31 protein-coding genes, 1 tRNA gene and 1 pseudogene are annotated in these 25,847 nt (G+C 51.9%); 27 read left to right on the top strand and 6 right to left on the bottom strand.

Annotated features, from left to right (window positions below):
* Nucleotides 1-57: 57 nt before the first annotated feature.
* The gene (locus tag M0P74_01130; protein MCK9362197.1) at nt 58-561 is read right to left on the bottom strand and encodes a UpxY family transcription antiterminator; all 504 of its coding nucleotides are present in this window, start codon (nt 559-561) and stop codon (nt 58-60) included.
* Nucleotides 562-710: 149 nt separating this feature from the next.
* On the opposite strand from M0P74_01130, the gene M0P74_01135 reads away from it, so the two are divergent.
* Nucleotides 711-2,339 (top strand): FAD-binding protein, encoded by a 1,629-nt coding sequence (locus M0P74_01135; GenBank protein MCK9362198.1) that lies wholly within the window; start codon nt 711-713, stop codon nt 2,337-2,339.
* 206 nt (nt 2,340-2,545) lie between these two features.
* Here the strand turns inward: M0P74_01135 and ribD are convergent, their stop codons facing one another.
* Genes ribD through M0P74_01150 form a run of 3 tightly spaced genes read right to left on the bottom strand, consistent with a single transcriptional unit; the run spans nt 2,546 to nt 4,681 of the window.
* Nucleotides 2,546-3,664: a bifunctional diaminohydroxyphosphoribosylaminopyrimidine deaminase/5-amino-6-(5-phosphoribosylamino)uracil reductase RibD gene (gene ribD, locus M0P74_01140; protein MCK9362199.1), complete on the bottom strand. Its 1,119-nt coding sequence runs from the start codon at nt 3,662-3,664 to the stop codon at nt 2,546-2,548.
* Nucleotides 3,665-3,704: 40 nt separating this feature from the next.
* Nucleotides 3,705-4,385, bottom strand: a complete 681-nt coding sequence (locus M0P74_01145; protein ID MCK9362200.1) for a nucleotidyl transferase AbiEii/AbiGii toxin family protein — start codon at nt 4,383-4,385, stop codon at nt 3,705-3,707.
* Nucleotides 4,385-4,681 carry a hypothetical protein gene (locus M0P74_01150; GenBank protein MCK9362201.1) on the bottom strand — a complete coding sequence of 99 codons (297 nt, stop codon included), beginning with the start codon at nt 4,679-4,681 and terminating at the stop codon, nt 4,385-4,387. The genes M0P74_01145 and M0P74_01150 overlap by 1 nt, the downstream gene beginning before the upstream one ends.
* A gap of 273 nt (nt 4,682-4,954) precedes the next feature.
* On the opposite strand from M0P74_01150, the gene M0P74_01155 reads away from it, so the two are divergent.
* The 17 genes and pseudogenes from M0P74_01155 (at nt 4,955) to M0P74_01235 (ending at nt 16,589) form a co-directional block, all read left to right on the top strand.
* Entirely contained in the window at nt 4,955-5,737 is a 783-nt protein-coding gene (locus M0P74_01155) for a prepilin peptidase (GenBank protein ID MCK9362202.1), read from the top strand.
* A 154-nt stretch (nt 5,738-5,891) separates the two neighbouring features.
* Nucleotides 5,892-6,011, top strand: a pseudogene (locus M0P74_01160) (prepilin-type N-terminal cleavage/methylation domain-containing protein).
* A gap of 51 nt (nt 6,012-6,062) precedes the next feature.
* Complete coding sequence (locus M0P74_01165; protein ID MCK9362203.1) at nt 6,063-6,341, top strand: hypothetical protein; 279 nt, start codon at nt 6,063-6,065, stop codon at nt 6,339-6,341.
* A 17-nt stretch (nt 6,342-6,358) separates the two neighbouring features.
* On the top strand, nt 6,359-6,787 hold the full coding sequence (locus M0P74_01170; protein MCK9362204.1) for a prepilin-type N-terminal cleavage/methylation domain-containing protein: 429 nt from the start codon (nt 6,359-6,361) through the stop codon (nt 6,785-6,787).
* A 65-nt stretch (nt 6,788-6,852) separates the two neighbouring features.
* Nucleotides 6,853-7,524 carry a prepilin-type N-terminal cleavage/methylation domain-containing protein gene (locus tag M0P74_01175; protein ID MCK9362205.1) on the top strand — a complete coding sequence of 224 codons (672 nt, stop codon included), beginning with the start codon at nt 6,853-6,855 and terminating at the stop codon, nt 7,522-7,524.
* A gap of 10 nt (nt 7,525-7,534) precedes the next feature.
* Nucleotides 7,535-8,800, top strand: a complete 1,266-nt coding sequence (locus M0P74_01180) for a PilX N-terminal domain-containing pilus assembly protein (protein ID MCK9362206.1) — start codon at nt 7,535-7,537, stop codon at nt 8,798-8,800.
* A 194-nt stretch (nt 8,801-8,994) separates the two neighbouring features.
* Nucleotides 8,995-9,168, top strand: coding sequence for a hypothetical protein (locus M0P74_01185; protein ID MCK9362207.1), 174 nt, complete (start codon nt 8,995-8,997; stop codon nt 9,166-9,168).
* 232 nt (nt 9,169-9,400) lie between these two features.
* Nucleotides 9,401-11,065 carry an arginine--tRNA ligase gene (gene argS / locus M0P74_01190; protein MCK9362208.1) on the top strand — a complete coding sequence of 555 codons (1,665 nt, stop codon included), beginning with the start codon at nt 9,401-9,403 and terminating at the stop codon, nt 11,063-11,065.
* A gap of 13 nt (nt 11,066-11,078) precedes the next feature.
* Nucleotides 11,079-11,906: an SPOR domain-containing protein gene (locus tag M0P74_01195; protein MCK9362209.1), complete on the top strand. Its 828-nt coding sequence runs from the start codon at nt 11,079-11,081 to the stop codon at nt 11,904-11,906.
* Between the two features lie 11 nt (nt 11,907-11,917).
* Nucleotides 11,918-13,249 (top strand): signal recognition particle protein, encoded by a 1,332-nt coding sequence (ffh, locus tag M0P74_01200; protein ID MCK9362210.1) that lies wholly within the window; start codon nt 11,918-11,920, stop codon nt 13,247-13,249.
* Between the two features lie 69 nt (nt 13,250-13,318).
* Nucleotides 13,319-13,564, top strand: coding sequence for a 30S ribosomal protein S16 (rpsP, locus tag M0P74_01205; GenBank protein MCK9362211.1), 246 nt, complete (start codon nt 13,319-13,321; stop codon nt 13,562-13,564).
* A 28-nt stretch (nt 13,565-13,592) separates the two neighbouring features.
* Nucleotides 13,593-13,823, top strand: a complete 231-nt coding sequence (locus M0P74_01210; protein MCK9362212.1) for a KH domain-containing protein — start codon at nt 13,593-13,595, stop codon at nt 13,821-13,823.
* A gap of 23 nt (nt 13,824-13,846) precedes the next feature.
* Nucleotides 13,847-14,356 carry a ribosome maturation factor RimM gene (rimM, locus tag M0P74_01215; protein ID MCK9362213.1) on the top strand — a complete coding sequence of 170 codons (510 nt, stop codon included), beginning with the start codon at nt 13,847-13,849 and terminating at the stop codon, nt 14,354-14,356.
* Nucleotides 14,353-15,072, top strand: coding sequence for a tRNA (guanosine(37)-N1)-methyltransferase TrmD (trmD, locus tag M0P74_01220; GenBank protein MCK9362214.1), 720 nt, complete (start codon nt 14,353-14,355; stop codon nt 15,070-15,072). The genes rimM and trmD overlap by 4 nt, the downstream gene beginning before the upstream one ends.
* A gap of 93 nt (nt 15,073-15,165) precedes the next feature.
* Nucleotides 15,166-15,510, top strand: coding sequence for a 50S ribosomal protein L19 (rplS, locus tag M0P74_01225; protein MCK9362215.1), 345 nt, complete (start codon nt 15,166-15,168; stop codon nt 15,508-15,510).
* A 40-nt stretch (nt 15,511-15,550) separates the two neighbouring features.
* Complete coding sequence (locus tag M0P74_01230; GenBank protein ID MCK9362216.1) at nt 15,551-16,189, top strand: ribonuclease HII; 639 nt, start codon at nt 15,551-15,553, stop codon at nt 16,187-16,189.
* A 31-nt stretch (nt 16,190-16,220) separates the two neighbouring features.
* A complete protein-coding gene (locus M0P74_01235; protein ID MCK9362217.1) occupies nt 16,221-16,589 on the top strand; it encodes a YraN family protein in 369 nt (122 codons plus the stop codon).
* On the opposite strand, the gene M0P74_01240 is transcribed toward M0P74_01235, so the two are convergent.
* Both M0P74_01240 and M0P74_01245 read right to left on the bottom strand, forming a co-directional pair.
* Nucleotides 16,586-17,959, bottom strand: coding sequence for a nucleotide sugar dehydrogenase (locus M0P74_01240; GenBank protein MCK9362218.1), 1,374 nt, complete (start codon nt 17,957-17,959; stop codon nt 16,586-16,588). The two genes, M0P74_01235 and M0P74_01240, sit on opposite strands and share 4 nt — an antisense overlap.
* A gap of 230 nt (nt 17,960-18,189) precedes the next feature.
* Nucleotides 18,190-19,155 carry an SDR family oxidoreductase gene (locus M0P74_01245; protein MCK9362219.1) on the bottom strand — a complete coding sequence of 322 codons (966 nt, stop codon included), beginning with the start codon at nt 19,153-19,155 and terminating at the stop codon, nt 18,190-18,192.
* A 169-nt stretch (nt 19,156-19,324) separates the two neighbouring features.
* Here M0P74_01245 and rsmI point away from each other — a divergent pair, with 169 nt between their 5' ends.
* The 9 genes from rsmI to pheS all read left to right on the top strand — a co-directional run bounded on the left by rsmI (nt 19,325) and on the right by pheS (nt 25,780).
* Nucleotides 19,325-20,269: a 16S rRNA (cytidine(1402)-2'-O)-methyltransferase gene (rsmI, locus tag M0P74_01250; protein MCK9362220.1), complete on the top strand. Its 945-nt coding sequence runs from the start codon at nt 19,325-19,327 to the stop codon at nt 20,267-20,269.
* A gap of 137 nt (nt 20,270-20,406) precedes the next feature.
* The gene (locus M0P74_01255) at nt 20,407-20,742 is read left to right on the top strand and encodes a hypothetical protein (GenBank protein MCK9362221.1); all 336 of its coding nucleotides are present in this window, start codon (nt 20,407-20,409) and stop codon (nt 20,740-20,742) included.
* 11 nt (nt 20,743-20,753) lie between these two features.
* Entirely contained in the window at nt 20,754-21,299 is a 546-nt protein-coding gene (locus M0P74_01260) for a CDP-alcohol phosphatidyltransferase family protein (GenBank protein MCK9362222.1), read from the top strand.
* Nucleotides 21,300-21,366: 67 nt separating this feature from the next.
* A tRNA-Val gene (locus tag M0P74_01265) sits at nt 21,367-21,441 on the top strand.
* 140 nt (nt 21,442-21,581) lie between these two features.
* Nucleotides 21,582-23,501 (top strand): threonine--tRNA ligase, encoded by a 1,920-nt coding sequence (thrS, locus tag M0P74_01270; GenBank protein ID MCK9362223.1) that lies wholly within the window; start codon nt 21,582-21,584, stop codon nt 23,499-23,501.
* Between the two features lie 97 nt (nt 23,502-23,598).
* Nucleotides 23,599-24,054 (top strand): translation initiation factor IF-3, encoded by a 456-nt coding sequence (gene infC / locus M0P74_01275; GenBank protein MCK9362224.1) that lies wholly within the window; start codon nt 23,599-23,601, stop codon nt 24,052-24,054.
* 78 nt (nt 24,055-24,132) lie between these two features.
* A complete protein-coding gene (gene rpmI / locus M0P74_01280; protein ID MCK9362225.1) occupies nt 24,133-24,330 on the top strand; it encodes a 50S ribosomal protein L35 in 198 nt (65 codons plus the stop codon).
* A gap of 77 nt (nt 24,331-24,407) precedes the next feature.
* Complete coding sequence (gene rplT, locus M0P74_01285) at nt 24,408-24,767, top strand: 50S ribosomal protein L20 (GenBank protein ID MCK9362226.1); 360 nt, start codon at nt 24,408-24,410, stop codon at nt 24,765-24,767.
* Nucleotides 24,764-25,780, top strand: coding sequence for a phenylalanine--tRNA ligase subunit alpha (gene pheS / locus M0P74_01290; GenBank protein ID MCK9362227.1), 1,017 nt, complete (start codon nt 24,764-24,766; stop codon nt 25,778-25,780). Before rplT ends, pheS begins: the two co-directional genes overlap by 4 nt.
* Nucleotides 25,781-25,847: the final 67 nt, after the last annotated feature.

Genomic DNA, 25,847 nt, shown 5'->3' on the forward strand with positions numbered 1-25,847 from the left:
TTTTTCAGTTATCAATCAGGTTGAGTTTCGCAACCATGGACAATTTACCCCCTCCGCTTATAAACGGGCGACTGCAAATCCCTCCAGCTTGACGGCTATCGATCTTTGGAGAAGATCAATGGTGACAACAAACAGTTCCTTATTGTAGTCCGTTTCCACGACCAACCCTTCGATTCCCTTGAATGGACCGGCGACGATGCGGGCGCGCTCACCGACGTGGGGATACTGCAATTGCTGCACCTCGATCTTCGAATCTACAATTCGGTGAATCGCGTCGATTGTTGCGTCCGGCACCGGAATGGCCTCCGACCCGTACGGTTTTCCCAGGATGCGGACAACTCCGAAGGTTTTCAGAATATCAACTTTTATTTCATTATTGAGTATCGGTGTTTCCACGAAGATGTATCCCGGAAACATCGGGAGCATGATCCTTTTGCGCCGGTCTTTTCGCTTGCTCCACGTCTCCATTTTGGGTAGAAAGGCATTAAATGATTTCAGGAGCAGCAGGGCGTTAACACGGTCTTCATGTCGGCTTCTTGTATGAACGGCGTACCAGGGCATCGATTTTTCCTTTTTCTATTTTTGTGCGCAAGTGCGCAAGTTGTTTATAGCAAAGGATAATATTTTTCAATGGTCTTTTTTGTCTATCCGGAATTTCATAGGTTTCGGGTGATATTTTTTTAAGGAGATGTCGAGAAGGGAAATAAGTAATGTTCTTACAGATTAGTGGTTTATCTATTGATGTGGGGGAGCGGGAAGGAAGTCTCGCGAGTTGCGTTGCCTTGCTGCTGAGCATCCCGGAAGGGGCGATTTCTTCAGTGGAGGTGCTGCGGCGGTCGCTGGATGCGAGGCGCTCCCGGCCGCCCCGTTTTGTTTATTTCCTGAAGGTCCGGTTGGCTGAGGGTGTGGCTTGGCGTTTGGATAAAGAACGGGAAACTTTCGGGGCAACTGTTTCCGAAGAGCCTGAAGCCATTGCTTCGCAGAACTCCTGTCTGAAGACCGTCCCTGTTTTCAAGCGGAAACCGGTTGTTGTCGGCAGCGGGCCGGCAGGGCTTTTTGCAGCCCTTGCCCTTGCCGAAAGGGGGGCGCCCGTTATTTTGCTGGAGCGGGGCAGGCCAGTGCCGAAGCGCCTCCTTGACGTCGAAGAGTTCTGGGAAAAGGGGATGCTTAATTCCGAAAGCAATGTCTGTTTCGGAGAGGGAGGAGCGGGGACGTTTTCCGACGGCAAACTGACCAGCCGCGTAAAAAATCCCCTGGCGGCAAGGGTGAAAAGGATTTTTGTTGAGTGCGGCGCGCCTGCCGAAATTCTCGTTGACGCTCATCCTCACATTGGGACTGATCGTCTCCGGGTGGTTGTCGTGAATATGAGGGAACGCCTTATAGCACTGGGAGGCGAGGTTCGTTTTGATACGCGCCTGACCGATCTGCTCCTTCAGAAAGGGCAGGTAGCCGGAGTTGTTGTCAATGATTCCGAAGAGATAATGACAAGTCATGTGATACTTGCCATCGGCCAATCTGCGGACGACACCTATTGCAAGCTGGCAAACAGGGGCGTGGAGATGGCGCCGAAGGCTTTTGCCGTGGGGCTGCGCGTCGAACATCCGCAGTCGCTGATCAACTCCATCCAGTACGGACGCTGGGCGGGGCTTGCCGGCTTGCCGCCGGCGGAGTATTTTCTTACGGCAAAGATTGCCGAGCAAAACCGCTCAGTCTATTCCTTTTGCATGTGCCCCGGCGGGTCGGTGATCGGCAGCAGCGTCGCAGCGGGGGGAGTTGTGACAAACGGGATGAGTTTGCTGAAGCGTAACGGTCCCCTTGCCAACAGCGCGGTTGTCGTCAATATCAGGACGGAAGACTTAGGAAGCAACGGTCCGTTGGCCGGGCTGGCCTTTCGCCGCCACTGGGAGGTGGAGGCTTTTGCTGCCGGCGGGTCGGATTATCACGCCCCCGCCCAGCGTCTGACCGATTTTCTGACAACTGGAAAAACGTCGACGGTTGGGAGCTGTTCTTATCGGCCGGGTGTCCGGGATGCGGATCTCGCCCAAGTTTTGCCTCTGTTTGTCGTTGCTGCGCTTAAACGGGGGTTCGCGGATTTCGAACGAAAAATGCCGGGATTCGTAACCGCGGAGGCCGTGCTGGTGGGAGTCGAGACGAGAACGTCGTCTCCCGTCCGCATTCTCCGCGGAGATGATGGGCAAAGTATCAGCATTAAAGGGCTTTTCCCGTGCGGGGAGGGCGCCGGATACGCCGGCGGCATCGTTAGCTCCGCCCTCGACGGCATGAAGGCGGCGGCGCATCTGCTGGAGTCGGGCAATCACGTGGGGTGCCCCTACTTATAGGCACAACGAATGATGAAAATCCCCCCTTGCCCCCCCTTTGCCAAAGGGGGGCAAGGGGGGATTTTCATACAAAGACGCCCAAATTGGACGTCCCCCCCTTCTCATTCTCGGGATGCTGTGGGTTGCGCCTGACGAACCCGGCGCTGGCAATTTTTTGTGAGGGTGGGTCTGCTGTTCCAGGTGGTTTCCGCAACTTGTGCGCCTGTTTACGGGTTTTTCTGCCGGGGATTGAGGCGGATATCGATAATCAGGTCGTCGCCCCGACGGGAGATTTTATGAAAGGAAAAACTCAGCGCCTCCGCTATCTTCTCGATGCCCAGCCCGCCGATCGCGTTTATGCCCGTCCCGACAATCTTCGGCGCGACGACGACCAGCAGTTGGTCAACGAGGTCTTCCTGGAGAAACGCCGTCGCGACGCCGGCGCCGCCCTCGACCAGAACGGAGGATATCCCCCGCTTTCCCAAATTCTCCAGCAATTTTGAGAGGGATACATGGCCCCTGCTGTCTCCTTCGCATTCCAGAACGTCAACGCCCCTTTGCTGCATTAGTTTTTTCTTTTCGAGGGATGCCAAGCCGGTACAGGCCGCGAGGGTTCTGCCCCCGTCGCTGAAAATCTCCCTGTCGGGGGGAAGGGCCAAACGGGAATCAAGGACGATTCTCAGCGGATCGCGTCCTTTTACGAGGCGACAGGTAAGCTTCGGATTGTCCATCCTGACGGCGCCGGCGCCGACGAGGATTGCGTCGTGGATCGCCCGGAGCTGGTGGGCATAGCGCAGAGATGGGGGGGAGCTGATCCAGCAGGAATCTCCGGAGGATGTCGCGATGCGGCCATCGAGGGTCTGGGCAAACTTGAGCGTTACATAGGGCAGGCCGGTGCGGATATGTTTGAAGAAAAAGCGGTTGAGCTCGATGCATTCTGTTTCGAGAATCCCGATGCTGATTTCTATCTTGTTTTTACGCAGTATTTCCATTCCCCTGCCCGAGACCAGCGGATTGGGGTCGGGCGTTCCGATGACGACGCGGGCGGGATGGTGGGCGACGAGCGCCTCGGCGCAGGGAGGAGTCCTGCCGTGATGACTGCACGGTTCCAGCGTTACATAAAAGGTGGACCCCGCGATCGCCTCCGTCGCTCCCTGAATCGCGTTTATTTCCGCATGGTTTTCCCCGCAGCGCTGATGCCAGCCCTCCCCGATTATCCGTCCGTCCTTGACGATCACCGCGCCGACCAGCGGATTGGGGCTGACGCAGCCCGTCCCCTTTTTCGCCAGCCGCAATGCCCGGCGCATGAATTTTTCATCAATAATGAGTTGTTTTTGGGCATCCATAAATTGTAGTCCTGACGATTTAGTCACCTTACTATTGCAATTACCTCTCCATCAGGAATCTTGAGCGAATTGCGGAAAGCGGTATTTTTTTAACTTTTTTTACAGCGGATACGAGAATCGCCCGTTCCTCGCCGGATAGGGTGTCCATGTCTCCCCCCTCGAAATAGACCAGGGCCTTGAGGCTTTCGCTCGGCTGAAACGTTTTTCCAAAGAGTGCGCCCGCGCCGGCCAGGGCTTCGTCAAGCAGCATTCCATGTTTGAGCATGACGGCAATGTCTCGATAATCCTTCGCCTCAATCCTTTGCATAATGATTTTCAACTTGTGCGCCATCATGTCGGCAAGCGAGGCAACGACCATGACCCCATCTGCCGTAACCTCCGGTTCGCCGATTCGGCCAATAGCAATGTTCCCGAAAAAAGAAAGCTTTACATATTGTAAGGCAGCCGAAACATTAACCGGAACAAGGACGCCGAATGAATCAGGTGTATCTTGGATGACCGTGGCATCCTCCAGGATGGGAAGGCTTTTGTAAAGCCCGGCCCTATCAAGCTGCTGGTCGGAAAAAAAATCAAAATCAATGGATTGACGGTGACCAAGGCGCAGCGCAATAGCAGTGCCTCCATAAAGCACGAATCCGGACTTAAATGCGAACGCCAGAGAGGCCCAGATTGTTTGCTGGGAAGGGGGAAGTATCTGCATTTGTGGTACAAATGAATCCATCAGCATACCTTCCGTTTCGGCATCGGTGGTACGCCGCCTGTTTCGGCAAGCCCCAGGCGGTAATGCCAGTAGTGCCACGAGCGAGGAGAAAACTGACCCGCCTCAGCGTGGATGAGCAATTTACGGGCTTTATCTTCTCCGATAGTATCCAGAACCGCGTTTACATCCGCAAAATCTCCAAGGTTCATGACCTGAACAACAATTCGTTCCGGATGCCTGAGCGCCTCGTCTTGATCCAGCCACCAGAGATATTTGGCGGCGAAAGTTTTGAAAAGAACGATTTCAGAATTCATCATGCCGGCATCCCTTCAAGCTTGACAGTTCGGTAATGAAGCCTCCCCGTTTGTTCCCTTGATTTATGATATATTTTGCTAAGCATCTATTTTTACGTGATGTGTATAAGAAGAACGGTCTTGAGTGTCAAGAAAATAATTCCATCAAGGTGTAAATGAGTCCGTTGATTTGACCTTTTGAATACGCTTAATAATGTGCTATTAACAGATAAAAGTTAATATACACGAAAAGAGGCGGTTGGCGAGTTCTGGATGCTTCCTGGGAGATTGTAAATTATGGATTTTTTCTGGACGTTGTGGGTTACTGTTTTTGTTACACTTGCCGGCGCGGCGATCGGCAGCTTTCTCAATGTCTGCATCAGCCGCATCCCGGAGGGCGTCTCAATCGTTCATCCCCGTTCCCGCTGTCCCCAATGCGGCCACCCGATCCGCTTTTACGACAACATCCCCGTGCTCAGTTTTCTTTTGCTCAGTGGGAAGTGCCGGGACTGCGGCAAGCGGATATCCTTTCTTTATCCTGTCGTTGAGATATTGACTGCGGTTTTGGCGTTTATAACCTTGCAGAAGTTCGGGCTTACCCCCCTTTGGGGTGTGGCTTTCCTGTTTGTCTGCGTTCTTGTCGTGATCAGCTTTATTGACCTCGAACATCAGATAATCCCCCATGTTTTGACCTTGACCGGCATCCCCGTTTTTGCGATTCTGGCGGTTTTTTTCAGGGGGCTGGCGATAAGCGAGGTCTTTTTCGGGATTATGGTCGGCGCCGGCAGCCTCTACTTTGTCGCTGTTTATTACGAAGCGCTGACCGGCCGCGAAGGGATGGGGGGAGGGGATGTCAACCTGCTGGCGATGCTGGGGGCGTTTTTCGGATGGAAGGCGCTTTTATTAATACTTTTAGTTGCTTCCTTCTCTGGCGCCGTTGTGGGAATTGCCGTAATGCTGATAAAGGGCAAGGATATGAAGTATGCCGTTCCCTTCGGCCCATTTCTTTCCCTGGCTGCGGTGATTCATCTTTTCTGGGGAGAGGAATTAAGCCGGCTGTTATTTAATATCTATTGGTGAAGTGAAGATTATTACCGAAAATGTGTGATAATCTTCACACTTTAAGCGATTTTCTTATTGACAAAAATATATTTTCATTACTATTCTATAGCCAGAATCTGGTTTTTCATAAAAGGCAAAATGAGGTTATCGGAGGGAGGAAGATAGCATTCTGATGATCAACCGATCCGATAAAAGGGGTTTTACCCTTTTAGAACTGATAATCGTTGTCGCGATCATGGGGATTCTGGCCGCCGTTGCCGCTCCCAGCTTCAGAACCTACATGGCGCAGAGTCGTCTGAACGGCGCCGCCCGGCAGGTTATGTCTGACCTCATGAACGCGAGAATGCTGTCCGTTGCGCAAAACAGAAACGTGCAGGTAGTTTTTACGTCCTCCGCCGGTGCATCCTATAACTATGATGCAATGGGCACGGCAGTGACCCGCAATGTTCAGTCAGGTTTTGGGTATTTCGATGTGACGGTATCGGCCAACAATAACCCGACCTTCAGGCCGAGCGGACGTCTGAACGCCATTACCGCCTGTACCATAACCTTGACCAGCGCGACCTTGAGCCAGTCGAAAACGCTGACCGTGAGCAGTGCCGGACGGGTGGTGATAAATTGATGTTGAAGGATAGAAACATGAAAAAGCTCGACTTCGGGAAAGCATTGATGAGAACCGAAAATGGTTTCACCCTTATTGAAATTATGATTGCGATCATGCTGCTGGTTGTTGCGCTTTTGGGTATGGTTTCGGTAACCACGATGGTGATTAATGGGAATGCCCTGAGCAAGAGGATGACGACAGCCACGACGCTGGCCAAAGATAAGATGGAAGATTGGAAGAACATGGGCTATTCCGGCATGGCGGCGGGAACAGAAACCGATTACGCGACGGCCGAAGGGACGGTGCAGGCCGCCGCAACGGGGTCTTACTACAAACGCACCTCTACCCTGACGGCCAACTCGCCGGCCGCCAACATGATGAGCATCGAGGTAAAGGTGGAATGGCCGCAGGCGAGTCCCGCACATAACGTAACATTAAACACGATTGTTGCCGCGGGTTTTTAATTCGATGGGTGTGGGAAGAGAAAGTGTGTTCCCCGCGGGGTTATGATTTCAAGCAGGACGATTTTATGAAAAGCAGAACAAAAATATTTTCCCCGCTCCGCGCCTTAAATTCCGGCGGTAAAGGGTTCACCTTGTTGGAACTCATAATTTCCATGGCTCTGGGACTTACTCTTCTCGGTACCGTGTACGGTGTTTTTACCATTCAACAAAAGCATTTTATCAATCAGGAACAGATCGTGGAGATGCAGCAGAATGCCCGGATGGCCATCGACATCATCAGCCGGGAAATACGCATGGCGGGATACGACCCGAAGATAACCGGCTATTTTACGTTCCAGACTACAGCCAGTGAGGATCGGGAAACGAATCACAGCCGCATCGCCTTTACATACGATGCCAATGGAGACGGCATACAGTACTGGAACGACACTGAACAGGTCGCCTTTCGCGTCGATGATGGCGTTCTTAAGCGTTTCAGCACCGGGTCAGTTCACTGGCAGCCGCTTGTGGAGAACATCGAACTGCTGGAGTTTTCGTATGCCTTGAGTGATGGCACGCTCGTTGCGTCACCATCGGATCCGACGGCGGCCCAGGTGTTGACCATCGTCAAGGTAACAATAACGGTGACCGCCAAGACGACAAAACCGGATCCCGCCTATACAGATCCGACGAACGGCGACCATTATCGCCGTTATCGCCTGACGACCAGTGTCACCCCGAGAAATCTTGGATTTTGAGGATGCTGCTATGGATAAAAATGGAACTAGGCGAATCTTGACCCGGATCGGAAACGAAAAGGGTATAGTATTGGTCGTGGTGTTGCTTCTCATTGCGGTGCTTGCCCTCTTGGGTTCTACCGCCGTGATGACCACGACGACGGATATAAAGATCAGCTCCAACTACATGCAGGGGGAACAGGCTTTCTACAATGCGGACGCAGGCGCGGATTTGGCGCTGAGAACTATAGGTTCAGGGACCGCCGGCATTCCTCCCTGGCCTGTTGCGGGTGGTACGCCAACTGTCGTAACGTTGACGGTTCCTTCGGGCTTTAACTTTGACTCTTCCGTGACTGTATCGGCGGTTACGGGTATGATAAACACGTTTAAATTTTCAGTACATGGCGTTTCTGGAGCAAGCGATCGGGAAATAGATGTTTATTTTAAGCGCAAATCAGCAATCGGATTCGGCGCTTTTGCCGATGGGTCCGTAGATTTAAAGGCTGCCAGCGGAATATACAGTTATGACTCGAGGGTAACGCCGAATCCTAATCCGGCTGATTATCCCGCGAATTCGACGGGGAACGGAGATGTCGGATCTAATACGGAAGTCCGTACATACAATGGAACCTATGTGGGTGGAGATGTAGGTCTGGGGGCTTCTACAACAGGCACTGATGCCTCCTTAGTTTCCATAGGGACGCCTATTATAACCGGAACTCAGGGGGAGCTTGTAGGCCGGGTTGATCCGGATCCGCTGGGGGCGCTCACGGCAGGCGGAGATCTTTACACTGATTTCTCCACTTACAGTACAGCCAACGACAACGCAGTTTATGGCGCTGGTTTTACCGGAACGACAATTAATGCCAGTGGTACGGTGACACTGACGGGTAAGGCCGGTGGTTCGAATTTTTATTTTACCAGCATAATTCTGAAAAACGGCGCTACTCTAAACATTAACGCTACTGCCGGACCTGTTAATATCTATCTCGCAGGAAATCTCGAAGCAAAAAATGGATCAAATATCAATGTGACGGGGCTGCCGACGTCGTTCAGCATCTTCGGCAGCAGCGTGAGCAGCAGCATCATTTTTAAACATGGCAGCGAGTTCAGAGGGACAGTCTATGCCCCAAATGCTGCTATTGAGATGAAAAACAGCGCCGATACCTATGGGATGATCTGGGGAAAAACGATTGATATGAAGAACTCGGGGCAATTCTTCTTTGATGAGGCGATCAAGGACAAATTTCTCGGGAATGGTGTGAAGCCCGTTGCCTGGAGAGATGTCATGCAATGATTTATGCATTCATAATCCATGTCTTTCTGCCAATTCCATTAGACCATGATTTGCCTTCGGCTGTTAAAGGGGAATATGCCTATCAGGGATTGCTGTTTCCCTTTTTTCACGTCAATTATTCTTGACTTCGCAAGCTTGTCAATATAAACAAACACGAATTATTGCTACCGGGAAGACATTGGAAGGGAGGCTCTATGTCATCGGAAAAGAAGTGCTGCTCAATATGTGCTTGGCGGAAGGACTGCCAGAAGAGATTCAGCATTGTCACTGACGCCTCCGGAAACGTCCGCTGTCCTGATTTCACCAGGGATGTTTCCATCAAGGACCAGGATGTGGACGCCCAGGAAAAGGCCTGGCAAGAAGGGTAATTTGTGCAAGTTTACGGATTGCCAAGTTTATTCAACCGGTTGGCGTTGCGGCCGGTTTTTTTATCTGAAAATGCGTACTTGACCTGAGAGGGAGTAGGGGGGCGCTTTGCGGCAACCGCTTCGGAAGCGGCGGAGTGTGTTTCCCCAATTTCCATCGTACTTTGTGGTGGTTTTCCGTCAAGAGAGTTTTAGATTGTAACCATTTTACTATCGTTTTGGGGAGCTGTTTTTGATGAAGGATAAAATTATTGGCCTGCTGGCGGAGGCGGTTCATAAGGCCGCGGCGGCGGGGCTTATGCCTGATGTGGAAGCAAGCAGCGTTGAGCTGGAATATGCCAAAGATACTAAGCACGGGGATTATGCGTCCAACATAGCGATGATAATGGCATCGCAGGCGAGAAAAAATCCCCGAGAGATCGCCCGGATAATCGCGGATGGAATTGTCGATGACGAGGGCATTCTGAAGAAGGTGGAAATTGCCGGCCCGGGATTTCTCAATTTCACCATCCGGGAGGGTGTCTGGGCATCCCTGCTTGCCGATGTGGAGCGCTTGGGCGATGCCTACGGGAAATCAACAGTCGGGGCTGGAAAAAAGATAATGGTGGAATTTGTCAGCGCCAACCCGACCGGCCCCCTGCATATCGGCCATGCCCGGGGCGCCGTCGTCGGCGACGTCATGGCCAATATTCTGGCCGCCGCCGGATATGCTGTCTTTCGGGAGTATTATGTCAATGATGCGGGAAACCAGATGAACAACCTCGGCAAATCGGTTTCTCGGCGTTATCAGGAACTCCGGGGGAGACAGGTGGAATTTGTAGAAGGTCTCTACCAGGGTGATTACATCAAGGATATTGCCGCGGAAATAATGAAGAAAGACAAAGACGTCCACCTTGACAGAGATGAGGCGGATGTTATTCCCGAGTTCACCGCTTATGCGGCCGGGGCGATCCTGGAGGGGATTAAGGAGGACCTGAGATTATTCGGCGTCTCCTTCGACAGCTACTTCAGTGAAAGGGAGCTCTACAAAAACGAGGGCGTAGAAAAACTTCTCCAATCTCTTGAAGATAAAGGGATTATCTACAGGGAAGAGGGGACTGTCTGGTTCAAAACAACACTCTTCGGGGATGAAAAGGATCGGGTGGTGATCCGTCAAAACGGCCTTCCGACCTACTTCGCTGCCGACATTGCCTATCACCAGAATAAATTCCTCAGAGGTTTTGAAAGAATAATCGATATCTGGGGCGCGGATCATCACGGCTACATCCCCCGCATGTCCGCCGCCGTCCAGGCACTGGGATATGACAAGGAGTCGCTGCAAGTAATCCTCGTGCAACTTGTCAATCTGCTCCGGGACGGAAAGCCGGTGGCGATGTCAACGCGTTCCGGGGAGTTTGTCACCCTCCGCGAGGTTGTTGACGAAGTCGGCAGGGATGCGGCTCGTTACAACTTTCTGATGCGACGTTCCGACAGCCACCTCGATTTCGATCTGGAAGTGGCAAAAAAGCAGTCCATTGAAAACCCTGTCTATTATGTCCAGTACGCCCATGCGCGGATATGCAGCATCCTGAAAATGGCGGAGGAAAAGGGATTCAAGGTGCCGCGCCTGGCTGAGGTCGATGCGGCGCTTCTCCAGCTTCCTGCGGAGATAGAACTGATCAAGGCGATCATCCGTTTCCCGGGGTTGATCGAAGGGGCGGCCCAGGCACTGGAGCCGCACCGGCTGACGTTCTATTTGAACGATCTGGCAGCGTCCTTTCACAGTTACTATAATAAAAACAAGGTATTGTCGGATGACCTTGCCCTTTCGGGCGCAAGGTTGTTTCTAGTGCATTCGCTTCTTGCTGTTTTAAAGAATGCCTTTAAAATACTGGGGGTTTCCGCCCCGGAAAAGATGTGACGGGGCTTCGCCAATGGTTGCGAAAAACAGGCGCACATTAGAATTGAAGCTGGGCAAACTGGGACTGATTCTGTTTGTCAGTGGCATGTCAGTGCTGTTGTTCTCCACATTTCTTTTGGGGATGCTTGTCGGGAAGCATCTGGACGCATATCCGGAGCGGTATTCCGGCGGCCTCGTGGATTTAGTGAGGGGTCGCTTTTCCGGTCTGGCCATGGCCCCGCAAAAGCAAGAGACGCCGTTACCCGATGGACAGAGGGTAGAGGGCGGGCCTGCAACAGGGGAAGAGGATTTTGATCTGACCTTTTATAGGACATTGGGCGACAAAAAGGGCAGCAAGGGGATTGTTGAAAACGATAGCCTCAGCGATGAAAAGACCACCGCTTCAGCCGCCAAAAACCATTCATTATCCGGAGAAGCGGCTGCCGGAGATGTTGCGAGGAAAGTCGCTCCGGTAAATCCCGGCCCAGTGAGTCCTCTTGCTGGCAGGGAAGCTGATAAGACCGTTTTGCCTGGGCAAAAAAAGTTTTCAGAGGCGCCTGCTGCACCACCTTTGCCCGGTGCCGCCGACGCCGAAAAAACGCAGAAGAAGGATAGCTTTCATGTTCAGGTGGCGGCTTACAGGGATGTAACCCAGGCGAAAAAAATGGAGAAAAGATTGAAATTGCTTGGTTTTGCCACAATGATTGTGCCAAAGGATATCCCGGATAAAGGGAAATGGTTTCGGGTTATTGCCGTTGGCTTTGAAGACAGGCAAAAAGCGGAGAGCGCCGTGGCGCGAATTACCCAGAAAATAATGGGCGTGCAATGCATTATCCGTCGCAACAAGGGCGGCGAGGCATAGAGGAATGAAAAATGTTTGAGAATCTGTCCGATAAACTTGACGTCATTTTTCGTAAACTGAAGGGCAAGGGACGTCTGGATGAAGAAAATATCCAGGCGGCACTGAAGGAAATAAGGATCGCGCTTTTAGAGGCCGACGTAAATTTCCGGGTTGTCCGTGATTTTATTGAGGAAGTAAAAAAGCGGGCAGTAGGGCAGGAGGTGCTCGAGAGCATTACCCCTGGTCAGCAGGTGGTAAAGATCGTCCATGAGCGGCTCATCGAGCTGATGGGCACAACCAGCAGCCAGCTTCGGTTCGGAGGCCGCATTCCCGCGCCGATAATGCTGGTTGGTCTCCAGGGATGCGGGAAAACAACAACGGCGGTCAAGCTGGCCAGGCTTGTTGCCGCCGGTGGCAAGCGGGTCTATCTGGTTTCCGCCGATGTTTACAGGCCTGCCGCCATGGAGCAGTTGAAGGTGCTCGGCGAGCAAATCGGCGCGGGCATTTTCGATGCGGCCGGGCTCGCCGATCCGGTAGAGATTTGCAGGCTGGCCGTCGAGGAGGCAAGGAGCAGCGGCTATGAGGTAATCATCGTTGATACAGCCGGGCGGCTGGCGATAGATGTCCCGATGATGGAGGAGTTAAAGAAGATCAAATCTTTAATCAATCCCACCGAGATCCTTTTTGTAGCGGATGCGATGACCGGTCAGGATGCCGTCAATGTTGCGGGACGTTTTGATGAACTGCTCGGGATTGACGGCGTTATAATGACAAAGATGGATGGAGATGCCCGCGGCGGCGCCGCCCTGTCTCTCAAGGCTGTAATCGGCAAGCCGATCAAGTTTGTCGGCGCGGGGGAGAAGATAGACGCCCTGGAGGTGTTTCATCCCGAAAGAATGGCTTCCCGGATTCTGGGAATGGGCGATGTTTTGACCCTGGTGGAGAAGGCCCAGGAGGCGGTTGACGTAAAACAGCAGCGGGAGCTGGAAAAAAAGCTCCGGAAAAACGAGTTTACCCTCGATGATCTGCGGACGCAGATGAAGCAGATAAGCAAGATGGGGCCTCTGCAGGATGTTATCGGGATGCTGCCGGGAATGAATAAGGTAAAGGCGCTGAAGGATCTCAAGCCGGACGAACGCGAGCTCGTCCGGACAGGGGCGATCATCGATTCAATGACGCCGCGGGAGCGGAGAAATTACCTGATTATCGACGGCAGCCGGCGTAAACGGATTGCCCGCGGAAGCGGTACAACGGTTCAGGATGTCAACACGCTGCTGAAAAATTATGTGGAAATGAGAAAATTAATGAAGCGGTTTACCAAGGGAGGAATAAAATCACTACGTAGGGGAAATTTCCCCTTTTAATATAAAAAAAAATATGATATTTGTCCCCGCTCGTTTAAGAATAATTTTAGGAGGTGGCAGTTAAGGTATATGGCGGTAAAAATCAGATTGACAAGAAAAGGCAGCAAGGGGAAGCCGATCTACAGGGTGGTGGCTGCGGACTCGCAATGCCCGAGGGACGGAGCATTTCTTGAAATATTGGGCAATTATGACCCGAACAAAAATCCTGCCGAGGTGGTTTTAAAAGAGGAGCGCATCAAACAGTGGATTGCGGTTGGCGCCAGACCAACGCTTACGGTGTCTCAGCTGCTCCGCAAAAAGGGGATCGGTGTTTAGTTTTTTGTGACGAGGGAGGCTAAAGGCGATGAAAGAGTTGATTGCTTATATTGCTCGCGCTCTTGTGGATAACCCTGAGATGGTTAATGTTACAGAGGTGGTCGGGGAGCAGACTTCCGTTCTGGAATTGAGAGTCGCCAAAGAAGATCTTGGTAAAGTCATCGGCAAGCAGGGGAAGACTGCCAAGGCGATGAGGACCATCTTAAGCGCCGCCTCAACGAAGATACACAAACGTTCGGTTCTTGAAATTGTTGAATAGTGACAATTAATTGAATAGTAGCCATGAAGCTCATTGAAATAGGCAAGGTTGTCCGTTCCCATGGTTTGGGGGGACGGATAAAGGTCTTGTCATATCTGCAATCGCCGGATGTGCTGGAATCTGTTTCCGATTTGTTTTTGGGAGAGAGCCCGGCCGCTGTCGTCGCTTATCCCTTGGGCGGTATTCAGAACGGGGAGGGTTTCTTCATCATGAAACTCGCCGGGATAGATAACCGTAATGAGGCCGAAAAGCTCCGGGGGCTCCTTGTCTGGATGTCTGCCGAAAAGATGAAGCCGCTGCAAGAGGATGAGTATTACTGGCAGGATATTATAGGCATGCAGGCATTTACAGAGGAAAACGAGCCGTTGGGACGTATTGAAACGGTGTTTCCGACGGGTAGCAATGATGTTTATGTGTGCAGGGATGATCAGCGGGAGATACTGATTCCCGCCCTGGTCGAGGTTATAATAAAGATCGATGTCGAGCGCAGGGTCATGGTTGTCAGATTGCCGGAAGGGTTCTTTGAGCAATGATCCGTTTTGATATTCTGACAATCTTTCCGGAGATGTTTGAATCCCCCCTCCAGAGCAGCATCCTGAAGAAGGCAATTGACCGGGGCATTATTGAGGTTAATCTATACGACATCCGGGCTTATGCCGAAGACAGACATCGCATGACGGATGACTCCCCTTACGGCGGCGGGGGGGGAATGGTGATGAAGGTTGAGCCTATAGACCGCGCCCTCAGCGCTGTTCCGTTATTGAATGGGGATGCGCCGGTTATTCTGCTGACGCCTCAGGGAGAGCCGCTCTGTCAAAAGATGGCAAAAGAGCTCGCCCTCCAGCCGCAGCTTGTCATGGTCTGCGGTCATTATGAGGGGGTTGACGAGAGGGTAAGAAGGCACCTCGTTAATCGGGAAATTTCCATTGGGGATTACGTGCTTACTGGCGGTGAGCTTTCGGCGCTGGTTCTGCTGGACGCCGTTTCGCGATTTGTGCCGGGCGTTCTGGGAAACAGTGAATCCGCCGTGACTGATTCGTTTGCGGAGGGTTTGCTTGAATACCCTCATTACACGAGGCCGCCGGAGTATCGCGGCTGGGGAGTCCCCAATGTTCTTCTCTCTGGAAACCACCGTGAGATTGAGGAGTGGCGGCGCCGGCAGTCATTAATCAGAACAAGAAACAAAAGGCCGGATCTGATGGGAAAGGCCGAGTTGACGGACAAAGAGAGGCTGCACTTAGCGGAATAGAGATTATTTAAATAATGATGTCAAGCCATGATATACGAGGCAAACGCTGTAACCAAAAATACCACAGAGGAAGATTGAAGGAGCGAAAAGAAGATGAATCCTATTGAATTTATAGAAAAAGAGCAGATGAGGGGAGATATCCCTGATTTCAGTACCGGTGATACGGTAAAGGTTTTTATCCGCATCGTCGAGGGGCAGAAGCAGCGTATTCAGGCTTTTGAAGGTGCGGTTATCCGCCGCCGCCGAGGGGACATTCGCGCGAGTTTCACTGTCAGGAAGGTTTCTTATGGCATCGGCGTGGAAAAGACCTTCCCGATGCACTCTCCCTCCATAGATCATGTTGAGGTGATCTCCCGGGGCAAGGTTCGACGTTCCCGACTTTATTATCTGAGAAGCCTGAGGGGCAAGCGCGCCAAGATCAAGGAAGCCGAAAAATAGGGAGTTTTTTGCAAGAGGCTTCTGTTGGGGGGCTTGTTAAATGGCCAGGAACCCGGAGATGGGCAGCTTTGAGCGCCGCGCCGGCGGGCGAGGGTATTGCGCTATTGCCGGCATCGACGAAGCGGGCCGCGGGCCTCTGGCGGGTCCGGTTGTCGCCGCCGCGGTAGTGCTGCCGCAGGGGTATGAACATCCAGAGATAAACGACTCCAAGAAGCTTTCCGCCAAAAGGCGCGAAAGACTTTATGATGTAATACAAAGAGACGCGGTTGCCATTGGCGTCGGCGTTTCGGACGTGCAGGTCATAGATTCCATCAACATACTGCGGGCGACGCTGCTGGCGATGAAAGAGGCCGTTTGCGGCCTTTGCCCCCGCCCTGATTATCTGCTGATAGACGGTTTGAACGGCATTGTTCTGGATATCCCGCAGGAAGCCATCGTGCGCGGTGATTCTCTCAGTATTTCAATAGCAGCGGCCTCGATTATTGCCAAGGTCTCTCGGGACCGGCTGATGGAGATGTACCACCGTCAGTTCCCCGCCTATAATTTTCTTAAAAACAAGGGATACGGAACAAAAGAGCACCGGGAGGCAATCGTTAAATACGGGCGATGCAAGATTCATCGGCGCTCTTTTCATGTCGCAGGGGTTGACGATCTTGTTGCAAGCGGCAGCCTGCTGTGATGGTTGCTCCTTTTTCAGACGGGGATTTGCCATGACTTTTGCTCGGCTGGGTGTGGGGAAAAGGGGCGAAGAACTGGCGGCCGTTTACCTTGCGAAGGTCGGATACCGGATCATTGAGAGAAATTACCGGTGTATTTTCGGCGAGATCGATATTGTCGCCGAAGAAGGCGGCAGCATCGTTTTTATTGAGGTAAAGAGCAGACGTTCCATTGCCTACGGCGATCCTCAACTGGCGGTTGGCGCCAGGAAGCAGAAAAAAATTTCGATGGTCGCGCTCAATTATATCGAAGAAAAACACCAGCACAGCCGCAACGCCAGGTTTGACGTCGTCGCGGTAAAAATCCTCCCCGCCGGGACGAACATAGAGCTTATCAAAAATGCCTTCGAACTGGCCTTCTAAAAATGGGTCAGGGGCGGCTTGCCGATCGGATAGACATTGAATCCGATTTCGAAACAGGAACGGTGCTCAAGGATGTTTCTGCCATCGAAGATAAAGGCCGGCTTTTCCATGCTGTCGTAAATTCTCTGAAAATCAAGGTCTTTGTATATCCCCCATTCCGTCATGACGGCAATTGCGTGGCATCCTGCCGCGGCGCTGTACGGGTCTTCTAAGTAGCTGACCTTGCCTTCATCGCCGGAAAGGTCCTTGCGGGCGTTTTTCAGCGCCTGGGGGTCGGTGACGATGACTATGGCCCGCTCCTCGATAAGTCTGCGGGCGATGTAAATGGCCGGGCTTTCCCGGGTGTCGCCCGTATCGGCCTTGAAGGCGAAGCCGAAGAGGGCGATTTTCTTGCCGGCGAGGGTGTTGAACATCGCCCCGAGCATGCCCTGAATGAAGCGCTCCTGCTGATAATCGTTTATCCGGATGACCATTTCCCAGTAATCTGCTACCTCATTTAGCCCATAATTTCTGCAGAGATAGACAAGATTCAGGATGTCTTTCCTGAAACAGGAACCGCCAAAGCCGATGCTCGCATTCAGGAATTTTGAGCCTATCCGGCTATCCATGCCGACGGCGCGGGAGACCTCGACGACATTTGCCTCCGCCTTTTCACAAAGGGCGGAAATGGTGTTGATCGAAGATATTCTCTGGGCGAGAAAGGCGTTGGCGACAAGCTTGGAGAGTTCACTGCTCCAGATATTGGAGGTTAATATCCGTTCACGGGGAACCCAGTGGGCGAAAATGTCGGCAAGAATTCCCCTTGCCTTGAGTCCCTCCTTGGTTTCCCGCGACCCGATCAGGACGCGGTCCGGGTTCTCCAGGTCATGCACGGCGCTCCCTTCGGCGAGAAACTCCGGATTGGAAAGGACATCAAAATGGATTTCCTGCTTCCCGCTGTTGAGGATTCTTTCCATCGCCAGGGCGGTTTTTACAGGCAGCGTGCTTTTTTCGATCACGATCTTCGCCGATTGCGAGAACTCCAGAATCTGCCGGGCGGTTTTTTCCCAGTACTGAAGATCGGCGGCAAGCCCCGCGCCGAGGCCAAAGGACTTGGTCGGGGTGTTGACGCTGACGAAGATGATCTCATTTTCCCGGATGCCTTGTTCGATGTCGGTGCTGAAAAAGAGGTTTCTCCCCCGGGAACTCCGGACAAGTTCATCCAGCCCCGGTTCGTAGATCGGCAGATTGTCCGAATTCCAGGCGGCAATCCGTTCAGAATCAATGTCCACAACCGTAACCCGGCAGTGGGGACACTTGCCGGCGATCATCGCCATCGTGGGGCCGCCGACATAACCGGCGCCGATACAGAGAATATTTACTTGATTCATTGCATCCTCATTATTCTATAAGAAAACGGTTGTATATGTATCAGTTTGTATGAAAATCCCCCCTTGCCCCCCTTTGCCAAAGGGGGGCAAGGGGGGATTTTCATGCTTCGTTGTGCCCCACGGGCATGGGGGTTTGTATGAAAGTAGAATTTATACTAACAATATCTGTGTCTTACAGCGCAGAACTTTTGGAACCTGCGGACGCGACGGAGCGCGTCCCACCATTTTCATCATTCGTTGCGCCCGCTTCGGGCATGGGGGTTTTTTATCAAACCGGAAAAATAGTCGATCGTTTTTTTCAAACCCTCGTCAAGCTGGATCTGCGGTTCCCACCCCAATTTTTCTCTGGCCAGCGTTATATCCGGCCGCCGCTGGGTCGGATCGTCCTGGGGAAGGGGACGAAAAACGATTTTCGAGGAGGAATTTGTTATATCTATAATTTTTTGGGCGAGCTGCAGAATGGTAAATTCCTGAGGATTTCCGATGTTGACCGGTCCCGTAAATCCTTCCGGGGAATTCATCATCCGGATCAGCCCGTCGATCAGGTCATCGACGTAACAGAAGGAACGGGTCTGGGAGCCTTCGCCGAAAACCGTTATCTCCTCTCCCCGCAGCGCCTGAACGATAAAGTTACTGACGACGCGTCCGTCGTTCACCGCCATGCGAGGGCCGTATGTATTGAATATTCTAACTATTTTTATATCAAGATGATTCTGGCGATGATAATCCATCATCAGGCATTCGGCGGCCCGCTTTCCCTCATCGTAGCAGCTTCTGATTCCGATCGGATTGACTCGGCCCCAGTATCCCTCCTCTTGGGGATGCATCTCCGGGTCTCCGTACACCTCCGAGGTGGAGGCCTGCAGGATTCTCGCCTTCACCCGCTTGGCAAGCCCCAGGGTGTTGATGGCCCCCATCACGCTGGTTTTGATCGTTTTGATCGGATTATACTGGTAATGGACGGGGGAGGCCGGGCAGGCGAGGTTATATATCTGATCGACTTCGAGGTAGATGGGATTGATGATGTCGTGGCGGATCAGTTCGAAATTTTTATTGTTTAAAAAGGGGATGATATTATCCTTACTGCCGGTGAAAAAATTGTCGAGGCAAAGAACCTCCTGACCTTCGGCGAGCAGACGTTCGCAGAGATGAGATCCTATAAAGCCCGCGCCGCCGGTAATAAGTATTCTGTTCATCGTTTTTGCACCTCTGGTTAGTCTTTTAATGCAAATTTTCTAAAAAACAGGTTGATGGTTCGTGCCGATATCATATAAAAGCAGCAAGCACAAGTGCCGGGGTTCGTGAAAATTCGCAGACAGTGCCTCTGGCGCCCCCGATGGCGGCCTCCCAGGAAAAAGGTAATTCATGAAACAAAATATTAATAAACAAAGCAAGCAGTTTGCGGATAAAAAGGCGGTAGCGGAAAAACCTGTGATTTACGCGGAAATGTTTGCTCCGGCGCGAAATACCGACCGCGATCATTCCGGGACTCTTTATCTGGTGGCAACCCCCATCGGCAACCTCGAGGATATTACCTTCCGAGCGGTAAGGGTCCTGCGGGAGGTGTCCCTGATCGCGGCGGAGGATACGAGGCACACCCGGATACTTCTGGAAAGGTACAACATTTCGACCCCGCTGACGAGTCTGTACGATCAGATTGAAAGAGAAAAAAGCGGTTTGATAATAGCAAGGCTGCTGGGGGGAGAAGACGTGGCCTATGTATCGGATGCGGGCACGCCGGGCATCTCCGATCCCGGATACATTCTGGTAAGAGAGGCCGTCTTACGGGGCATTAAAGTGTCGCCGATTCCGGGGGCTTCGGCTCTGGTTGCCTCGCTTTGCGTTTCCGGTTTGCCAATGGAAAGCTTTGTATTCATGGGTTTCTTGCCGTCAAAGGCGTCACGGCGCCGACAGTTGCTGACAAAGCTGCGCGAAGAGGAAAAAACTGTAATATTTTACGAATCGCCCAACAGGCTGAGGGAGTCCCTGAACGATATAAGGGAAATCTGGGGAGACCGAAATATGGTGGTTTCCCGGGAACTGACGAAAATCCATGAAGAGTTTGTGCGTGGTTCGGCGACAGAGGCGCTTGCCGCGTTCCAGGGAAGGGCAGTCAAAGGCGAGATCACGTTAGTTGTCGCCGGTTTTTTAAGAGAAAAGAGTGAAGTTTCGGATGAGGAAATAAAAATGCGGGGCGAAGAGTTGATTGAGAGTGGAGAAAAATCGTTGTCGAGAAGGGATGCGGCAAGCCGAATCGCTCAGGAGACAGGCGAATCCCGCCGGCGCATCTACAAGTTATTGTCAGTTTAGCATGCCGGTTCCGGATACTATTTTCTTGAACTGGCAAGTCGGGTGTGATAACTGCTACAACGATTTGGCCTTAATAGGGTTTTTGGATTTTTTCGTGACAGGCGATAATATTGCCGCTTTGCAGAGAGGATGGCGTGATGGAAGGTTTAACCGGTGTTGATGAAGGGGCAGTTATTAGCCAGGGGCGCTTGCTTAAACCAGATGATAAAATTTATGATCTTGTCGATGCAATTGCGGCGGCGGAATCTCTTTCCGGGGGCGCCGACAGAAGAAAGGCCAATCCGGAAATAATTTACGATCTTGTGGATGTAGTCGAAAAAAGGCCGAAAATGGCGTTTGTAGATGCGGGGCTCCACGACGAGATTATGAAGCGGGCCGTTGACATCGCCGAAAGAATTGCCAGGGAGGTGATCCCTGATATTGCCGAGCGCGTTATCCGTGCGGAGATAGAGAAACTGAAAAAAGAATCCTGACTGGTTGGACCATGAATATCCCTAATTTTATTACTCTGCTGCGAATAATTCTCGTGCCGGTTGTTGTCATCCTGTTGATCCAGGGATCATTTCTGAAGGCCTTGGCGGTATTCGTCATCGCGAGCATTTCCGATGCGGTTGATGGCTTTCTGGCGCGAGTCATGCACCAGCAGACCATTGTCGGCGCATATCTGGATCCGATCGCTGACAAGGCGCTTCTGGCCAGTACATTCGTAACCCTTTCCATTTTGCATGTCATTCCCGCCTGGCTTGCGGTCATCGTAATAAGTCGCGATTTTATGATTCTGCTGGGGATTTCCGTATTATTCATCATGTCTGTTTCGGTGGAAATTCGTCCTGCCCTGGTAAGCAAGATAACGACTGTCTTGCAGGTGAGCACTATTTTTCTGGCGCTTTTTATTCGCTGCCTGCCGGAAGGGATCGATCAGGGGTGGCTCATTATCTTGTATTGGGGGACGGCAATTTTTACAATAGTTTCAGGATTGCATTATATGTTTCGGGGAATCAATCTTATTAACAATGATTCAAAAAAGTGACATTTGCCTTGACAACAGGCTCTTTTCTTGTTAGACGACGAACCCTTCCGAGAGGAACGCATGCTACAGGCACGTAGCTCAGGGGGAGAGCGCCATCCTGACGCGGTGGATGTCCAGGGTTCAAATCCCTGCGTGCCTACCATATAAAACAGCCATGCCTTCGCAGGGAGAATGTTTTTTGTTATAGCGAAGCAGCAGCAGGGTAGTTTTAAGTAAGTGGGGCTGTTTTTTCGGGGCATCATTGCCAAGGCGCTGGTGCCCTTTCTTAATAGGAAAAGATAGATGGCGGCAGACATAATGGTTACGCTGCCGGATGGAAGAATTGTCTCGCATCCGGCGGGAACAGCAGTCAGGGACGTCCTGTCATTGGTGGCCGGCAAGGGTGACTCCTCTTTTGTGGCGGCAAAGGTAAACGGCGTTTCGGTCGATTTGACTTATCAGCTCCATACGGATGCCAGAGTCGAGCCGCTGGAGGCCTCGTCCCCGGAGGGGCTTGTGATTCTGCGTCACAGCATGGCGCATGTCATGGCACAGGCCGTTCAGGAGTCTTTTCCTGATGCCCAGGTTACGATTGGCCCGGCTATAGAAGATGGATTCTATTATGATTTTGACTATGCGCCTGGGTTCGCTCCTGAGGATCTGGCACAAATCGAATCCAGAATGAGGAAGATAGCCGCCGCCAATTTACCCTTTGAACGTCGCGATGTGAGTCGTCCGGAGGCGGTCGATATTTTTCGGGGAAAAGGCGAGAAGTATAAGGTGGAGATTATAGAAGATCTCCCGGAAGAGATAAAAACCGTAAGCATTTATTCCCAGGGTGGATATACGGATTTGTGCAGGGGGCCGCATATCCCTTCGACCGGGATGATCAAGGCCTTCAAGCTGCTCAACATTGCCGGCGCCTACTGGCGGGGCGACGAACATAACAAGATGCTGCAGCGCATCTACGGGACGGGATTTGCTTCTCAGCAGAATCTCGAAGAGCACTTGCAGTTGATAGAAGAGGCAAAAAAAAGGGATCACCGCCGCTTGGGCCGTGAGCTTGACCTGTTTCAGATAAACGACGAGGCTGGCCCCGGACTGGTAATTTTTCACCCGAAGGGGGCGATGCTCCGCACGATCATCGAGGATTGGGAGAAAAAGGAGCACCTGAAACGCGGCTATGGCCTTGTCATGGGACCCCAGATTCTCAAGGCCGATCTCTGGAAGCGTTCCGGTCATTTTGACCATTACCGGGAAAATATGTACTTCACCGAGGTGGACGAGCAGACCTACGGCATCAAGCCGATGAACTGTCTCTCCCACATGCTGATCTACAAAGCGAAGATCCGTTCCTACCGTGATTTGCCTTTGCGCTATTTTGAGCTGGGGACGGTGCATCGGCACGAAAAGGCCGGGGTATTGCATGGGCTTATGCGGGTTCGCCAGTTTACCCAGGATGATGCCCATATCCTCTGCGCGCCGGAGCAACTCAATGATGAGATCAAGTCTATTGCCGAGTTCGTGCATTACGCGATGGGAATTTTCGGCTTTGAATATGAGGTGGAGCTAAGCACGCGCCCGGATAATTCGATTGGCTCGGACGGGGACTGGGAGCTTGCCACGGGGGCATTGGAAAACGCCCTCAAGGACAGCGGAATTCCCTATGAGGTGAACGAGGGAGATGGCGCCTTCTATGGCCCCAAGATCGATTTCAAGATCAAGGACGCCCTGAAGAGAAAGTGGCAGTGTGCGACAATTCAGTGTGATTTTACGCTGCCGGAGCGTTTTGATTTAAGTTATATAGGAGAGGACGGGGAAAAGCACCGTCCCGTCATGCTGCACAGGGTTATTCTGGGTGCAATCGAAAGGTTCATGGGGGTTTTAATCGAACACTACGCCGGCGCCTTTCCGCTTTGGCTGTCCCCTGTCCAGGCAGTGATCGCGACTGTAACGGATAAACATATTCCCTGGGGTGAAGAGGTAAAAAGAATTCTTGTTGATGCAGGCATTCGGGTGGAAGGTGATTTTCGCAATGAGAAGCTGGGCTACAAGATCCGGGAAGCCCAGATGCAGAAAACGCCTTTCATGCTGGTGATTGGTGACCGGGAGATGGCAGCCGGCAAGGTTGCCCCGCGGCAAAGGGACGGGAAGAGCCTCGAGGCAATGACGCCTGAGGCGTTTATTGCCCATGTTGAGGAGCAATGTTCGCAGTTTAAATAGAAAGCGGAGCTTAATTTTCCGAATAAGCTTCCGGAGGTGAACCATAGCAAAAGATTTAAGCATAAACAGGGAGATCAAGGCCGCTTCGGTCAGGGTTATTGATGATGAGGGAAAGCAGCTCGGAGTGCTCTTGCTGAACGAGGCGCTGGCAGAGGCTTCAAAATCGGGACTGGATCTGGTGGAAGTTTCTCCCACGGCCGATCCGCCGGTATGCCGGATTATGGATTATGGGAAGTTCCGGTATCAGCAGAGCAAAAAGGTGCAGGTCGCCAAAAAAAGCCAGACGGTGATCCAGGTAAAAGAGATTCGCCTGCGGCCTAAAACCGAAGAGCATGACCGCGATGTAAAAATAAAGCATATAAAGCGATTTCTGGAAGAGCACGACAAGGTGAAGGTAACGGTGATGTTCCGGGGGCGCGAGATAGCCTATACCGACATTGGCCGGGGATTGATGGAGTCAATAAAGGAAGCGCTTGTCGATGACTGCGTTATCGATCAGCAGCCAAAATTAGAGGGGAGAAACATGGTGATGATTCTTTCTCCCAAGAAATAAAGTGATCATCTAAATAAAAACAAAAGCGATGGGCCGTAAAATTTGGCCCGTTGCCCAATAAAAAAGCGGGGTGAGGGAATGCCAAAAATCAAGACACATCGTGGCGCGGCAAAGAGGTTTTCTGTGACGGGAACCGGTAAAATTAGAAGAAACAAGGCCTTTGCCAGCCATATCATGACGACAAAGACAACCAAGAGGAAGAGAAATTTACGGCAATCAGCGATTCTTGACCATGCAAATGCAAAGGCAATCAAGAAGCTGATTCTCTACAAGTAGGATGTAAATTTAATGGTCAAAGGCGCAGGGGTTTGATTTGCCGTCTGCCTCTGACTGGGGAGATAAGGAGAGATGCGATGTCCAGGGTAAAGAGAAGTTTAACGGCCAAGAAAAAGAGAAGAAGCATTCTGAAAGCGGCGAAGGGTTTTTTACTTTCCCGTGGTAAGTTGTTGAGGACGGCCACGGAGGCGGTAAACAAAGCCATGGCTTATGCCTACCGCGACCGCAGGGTTAGAAAGAGGGAATTTAGAAGCCTTTGGATTGCAAGGATCAATGCGGCCGCCAGGATGAACAAGATATCGTACAGCCGCCTTATTGATGGTATGCACAAGGCGAGTATCGAGATTGACCGCAAGATGCTTTCCGATCTGGCGATTCATGACCCGCGCGGGTTTGAGCAGATAGTCGTCATTGCCAAAGGTGAGCTTCAGGCATGACGGGAGAGCTGGGAACTCTCCGCGAACAGGCGGAAGCAGAGCTGCTGAAGGCGGAAACTGAATCCGAATTTCAGGAGATTCGAACCCGTTATCTTGGGCGGAAGGGCTTGCTTACCGGGTTGCTGCGCAATATCGCCAATGTGCTGCCGCAAGACAGAGCCTTGTTCGGCAAGGAGTGTAACGAAGTCAAGGATTTGATTTCTGCGAGGATCGACCAGAGGCTTGCAGATATAATTGTTGCCGGCAAAGAAAAGGCCCTGCGCTCCGAACGGATTGATGTGACCCTGCCGGGCCGGGGAATGCGGTATGGCAGTCTCCATCCGGTCACGCAGGTTCGGGAAGAGATATGCGGGATTTTTGCCGGACTGGGTTTTTCCATTGTGGAAGGACCAGAGGTCGAGCTCGATTATTACAATTTTGAGGCGCTTAACATCCCCAAGGACCATCCGGCCCGTGATATGCAGGACACTTTTTATGTTGACGATAACATCGTTTTGCGAACCCATACCTCGCCGGTTCAGGTTCGCACAATGGAAAAATGCAGCCCGCCGGTCCGAATTATTTCTCCGGGCCGGGTGTATCGGCGCGATTCCGATGTTTCCCATACCCCGATGTTCCACCAGATAGAAGGGTTGCTTGTCGATGAAGGCATTACCTTTGGCGATCTGAAGGGCGTCTTGACGGTTTTTCTGAAGCAGGTGTTTGGCGAGGAAACAGCCCTGAGGTTTCGCCCCAGTTTCTTTCCCTTTACCGAGCCCAGCGCCGAGGTTGACATCCGGTGTGTCATCTGCGGGGGAAGCGGTTGCCGGGTCTGCAAACAGAGCGGCTGGCTGGAGATTCTGGGATCAGGCATGGTTGACCCGGCAGTGTTTAAAAATGTCGGATACGATTCTGAGAAATTCACCGGCTTTGCCTTTGGCCTCGGGCTCGAACGGATTGCGATGCTGAAATTCGGCATCTCTGATATCCGTCTTTTTTTCGAAAATGACTGGAGATTTCTAACCCAGTTTTGAGCTTTATGTTTCAGGCGTTAAGCTTAAGGTACGACAACGGGGACACTGGACTTTTTTATTTTCATCA

This window comes from Syntrophales bacterium (assembly GCA_023229765.1).
Classification (GTDB): Bacteria; Desulfobacterota; Syntrophia; order Syntrophales; family UBA5619; genus DYTH01.

Coding starts and splice junctions, on each gene's coding strand:
- M0P74_01130 (MCK9362197.1), bottom strand. CDS start 561: ATGCCCTGGTACGCCGTTCATACAAGAAGCCGACATGAAGACCGTGTT.
- M0P74_01135 (MCK9362198.1), top strand. CDS start 711: ATGTTCTTACAGATTAGTGGTTTATCTATTGATGTGGGGGAGCGGGAA.
- ribD (MCK9362199.1), bottom strand. CDS start 3,664: ATGGATGCCCAAAAACAACTCATTATTGATGAAAAATTCATGCGCCGG.
- M0P74_01145 (MCK9362200.1), bottom strand. CDS start 4,385: ATGGATTCATTTGTACCACAAATGCAGATACTTCCCCCTTCCCAGCAA.
- M0P74_01150 (MCK9362201.1), bottom strand. CDS start 4,681: ATGATGAATTCTGAAATCGTTCTTTTCAAAACTTTCGCCGCCAAATAT.
- M0P74_01155 (MCK9362202.1), top strand. CDS start 4,955: ATGGATTTTTTCTGGACGTTGTGGGTTACTGTTTTTGTTACACTTGCC.
- M0P74_01165 (MCK9362203.1), top strand. CDS start 6,063: ATGCTGTCCGTTGCGCAAAACAGAAACGTGCAGGTAGTTTTTACGTCC.
- M0P74_01170 (MCK9362204.1), top strand. CDS start 6,359: ATGAAAAAGCTCGACTTCGGGAAAGCATTGATGAGAACCGAAAATGGT.
- M0P74_01175 (MCK9362205.1), top strand. CDS start 6,853: ATGAAAAGCAGAACAAAAATATTTTCCCCGCTCCGCGCCTTAAATTCC.
- M0P74_01180 (MCK9362206.1), top strand. CDS start 7,535: ATGGATAAAAATGGAACTAGGCGAATCTTGACCCGGATCGGAAACGAA.
- M0P74_01185 (MCK9362207.1), top strand. CDS start 8,995: ATGTCATCGGAAAAGAAGTGCTGCTCAATATGTGCTTGGCGGAAGGAC.
- argS (MCK9362208.1), top strand. CDS start 9,401: ATGAAGGATAAAATTATTGGCCTGCTGGCGGAGGCGGTTCATAAGGCC.
- M0P74_01195 (MCK9362209.1), top strand. CDS start 11,079: ATGGTTGCGAAAAACAGGCGCACATTAGAATTGAAGCTGGGCAAACTG.
- ffh (MCK9362210.1), top strand. CDS start 11,918: ATGTTTGAGAATCTGTCCGATAAACTTGACGTCATTTTTCGTAAACTG.
- rpsP (MCK9362211.1), top strand. CDS start 13,319: ATGGCGGTAAAAATCAGATTGACAAGAAAAGGCAGCAAGGGGAAGCCG.
- M0P74_01210 (MCK9362212.1), top strand. CDS start 13,593: ATGAAAGAGTTGATTGCTTATATTGCTCGCGCTCTTGTGGATAACCCT.
- rimM (MCK9362213.1), top strand. CDS start 13,847: ATGAAGCTCATTGAAATAGGCAAGGTTGTCCGTTCCCATGGTTTGGGG.
- trmD (MCK9362214.1), top strand. CDS start 14,353: ATGATCCGTTTTGATATTCTGACAATCTTTCCGGAGATGTTTGAATCC.
- rplS (MCK9362215.1), top strand. CDS start 15,166: ATGAATCCTATTGAATTTATAGAAAAAGAGCAGATGAGGGGAGATATC.
- M0P74_01230 (MCK9362216.1), top strand. CDS start 15,551: ATGGCCAGGAACCCGGAGATGGGCAGCTTTGAGCGCCGCGCCGGCGGG.
- M0P74_01235 (MCK9362217.1), top strand. CDS start 16,221: ATGACTTTTGCTCGGCTGGGTGTGGGGAAAAGGGGCGAAGAACTGGCG.
- M0P74_01240 (MCK9362218.1), bottom strand. CDS start 17,959: ATGAATCAAGTAAATATTCTCTGTATCGGCGCCGGTTATGTCGGCGGC.
- M0P74_01245 (MCK9362219.1), bottom strand. CDS start 19,155: ATGAACAGAATACTTATTACCGGCGGCGCGGGCTTTATAGGATCTCAT.
- rsmI (MCK9362220.1), top strand. CDS start 19,325: ATGAAACAAAATATTAATAAACAAAGCAAGCAGTTTGCGGATAAAAAG.
- M0P74_01255 (MCK9362221.1), top strand. CDS start 20,407: ATGGAAGGTTTAACCGGTGTTGATGAAGGGGCAGTTATTAGCCAGGGG.
- M0P74_01260 (MCK9362222.1), top strand. CDS start 20,754: ATGAATATCCCTAATTTTATTACTCTGCTGCGAATAATTCTCGTGCCG.
- thrS (MCK9362223.1), top strand. CDS start 21,582: ATGGCGGCAGACATAATGGTTACGCTGCCGGATGGAAGAATTGTCTCG.
- rpmI (MCK9362225.1), top strand. CDS start 24,133: ATGCCAAAAATCAAGACACATCGTGGCGCGGCAAAGAGGTTTTCTGTG.
- rplT (MCK9362226.1), top strand. CDS start 24,408: ATGTCCAGGGTAAAGAGAAGTTTAACGGCCAAGAAAAAGAGAAGAAGC.
- pheS (MCK9362227.1), top strand. CDS start 24,764: ATGACGGGAGAGCTGGGAACTCTCCGCGAACAGGCGGAAGCAGAGCTG.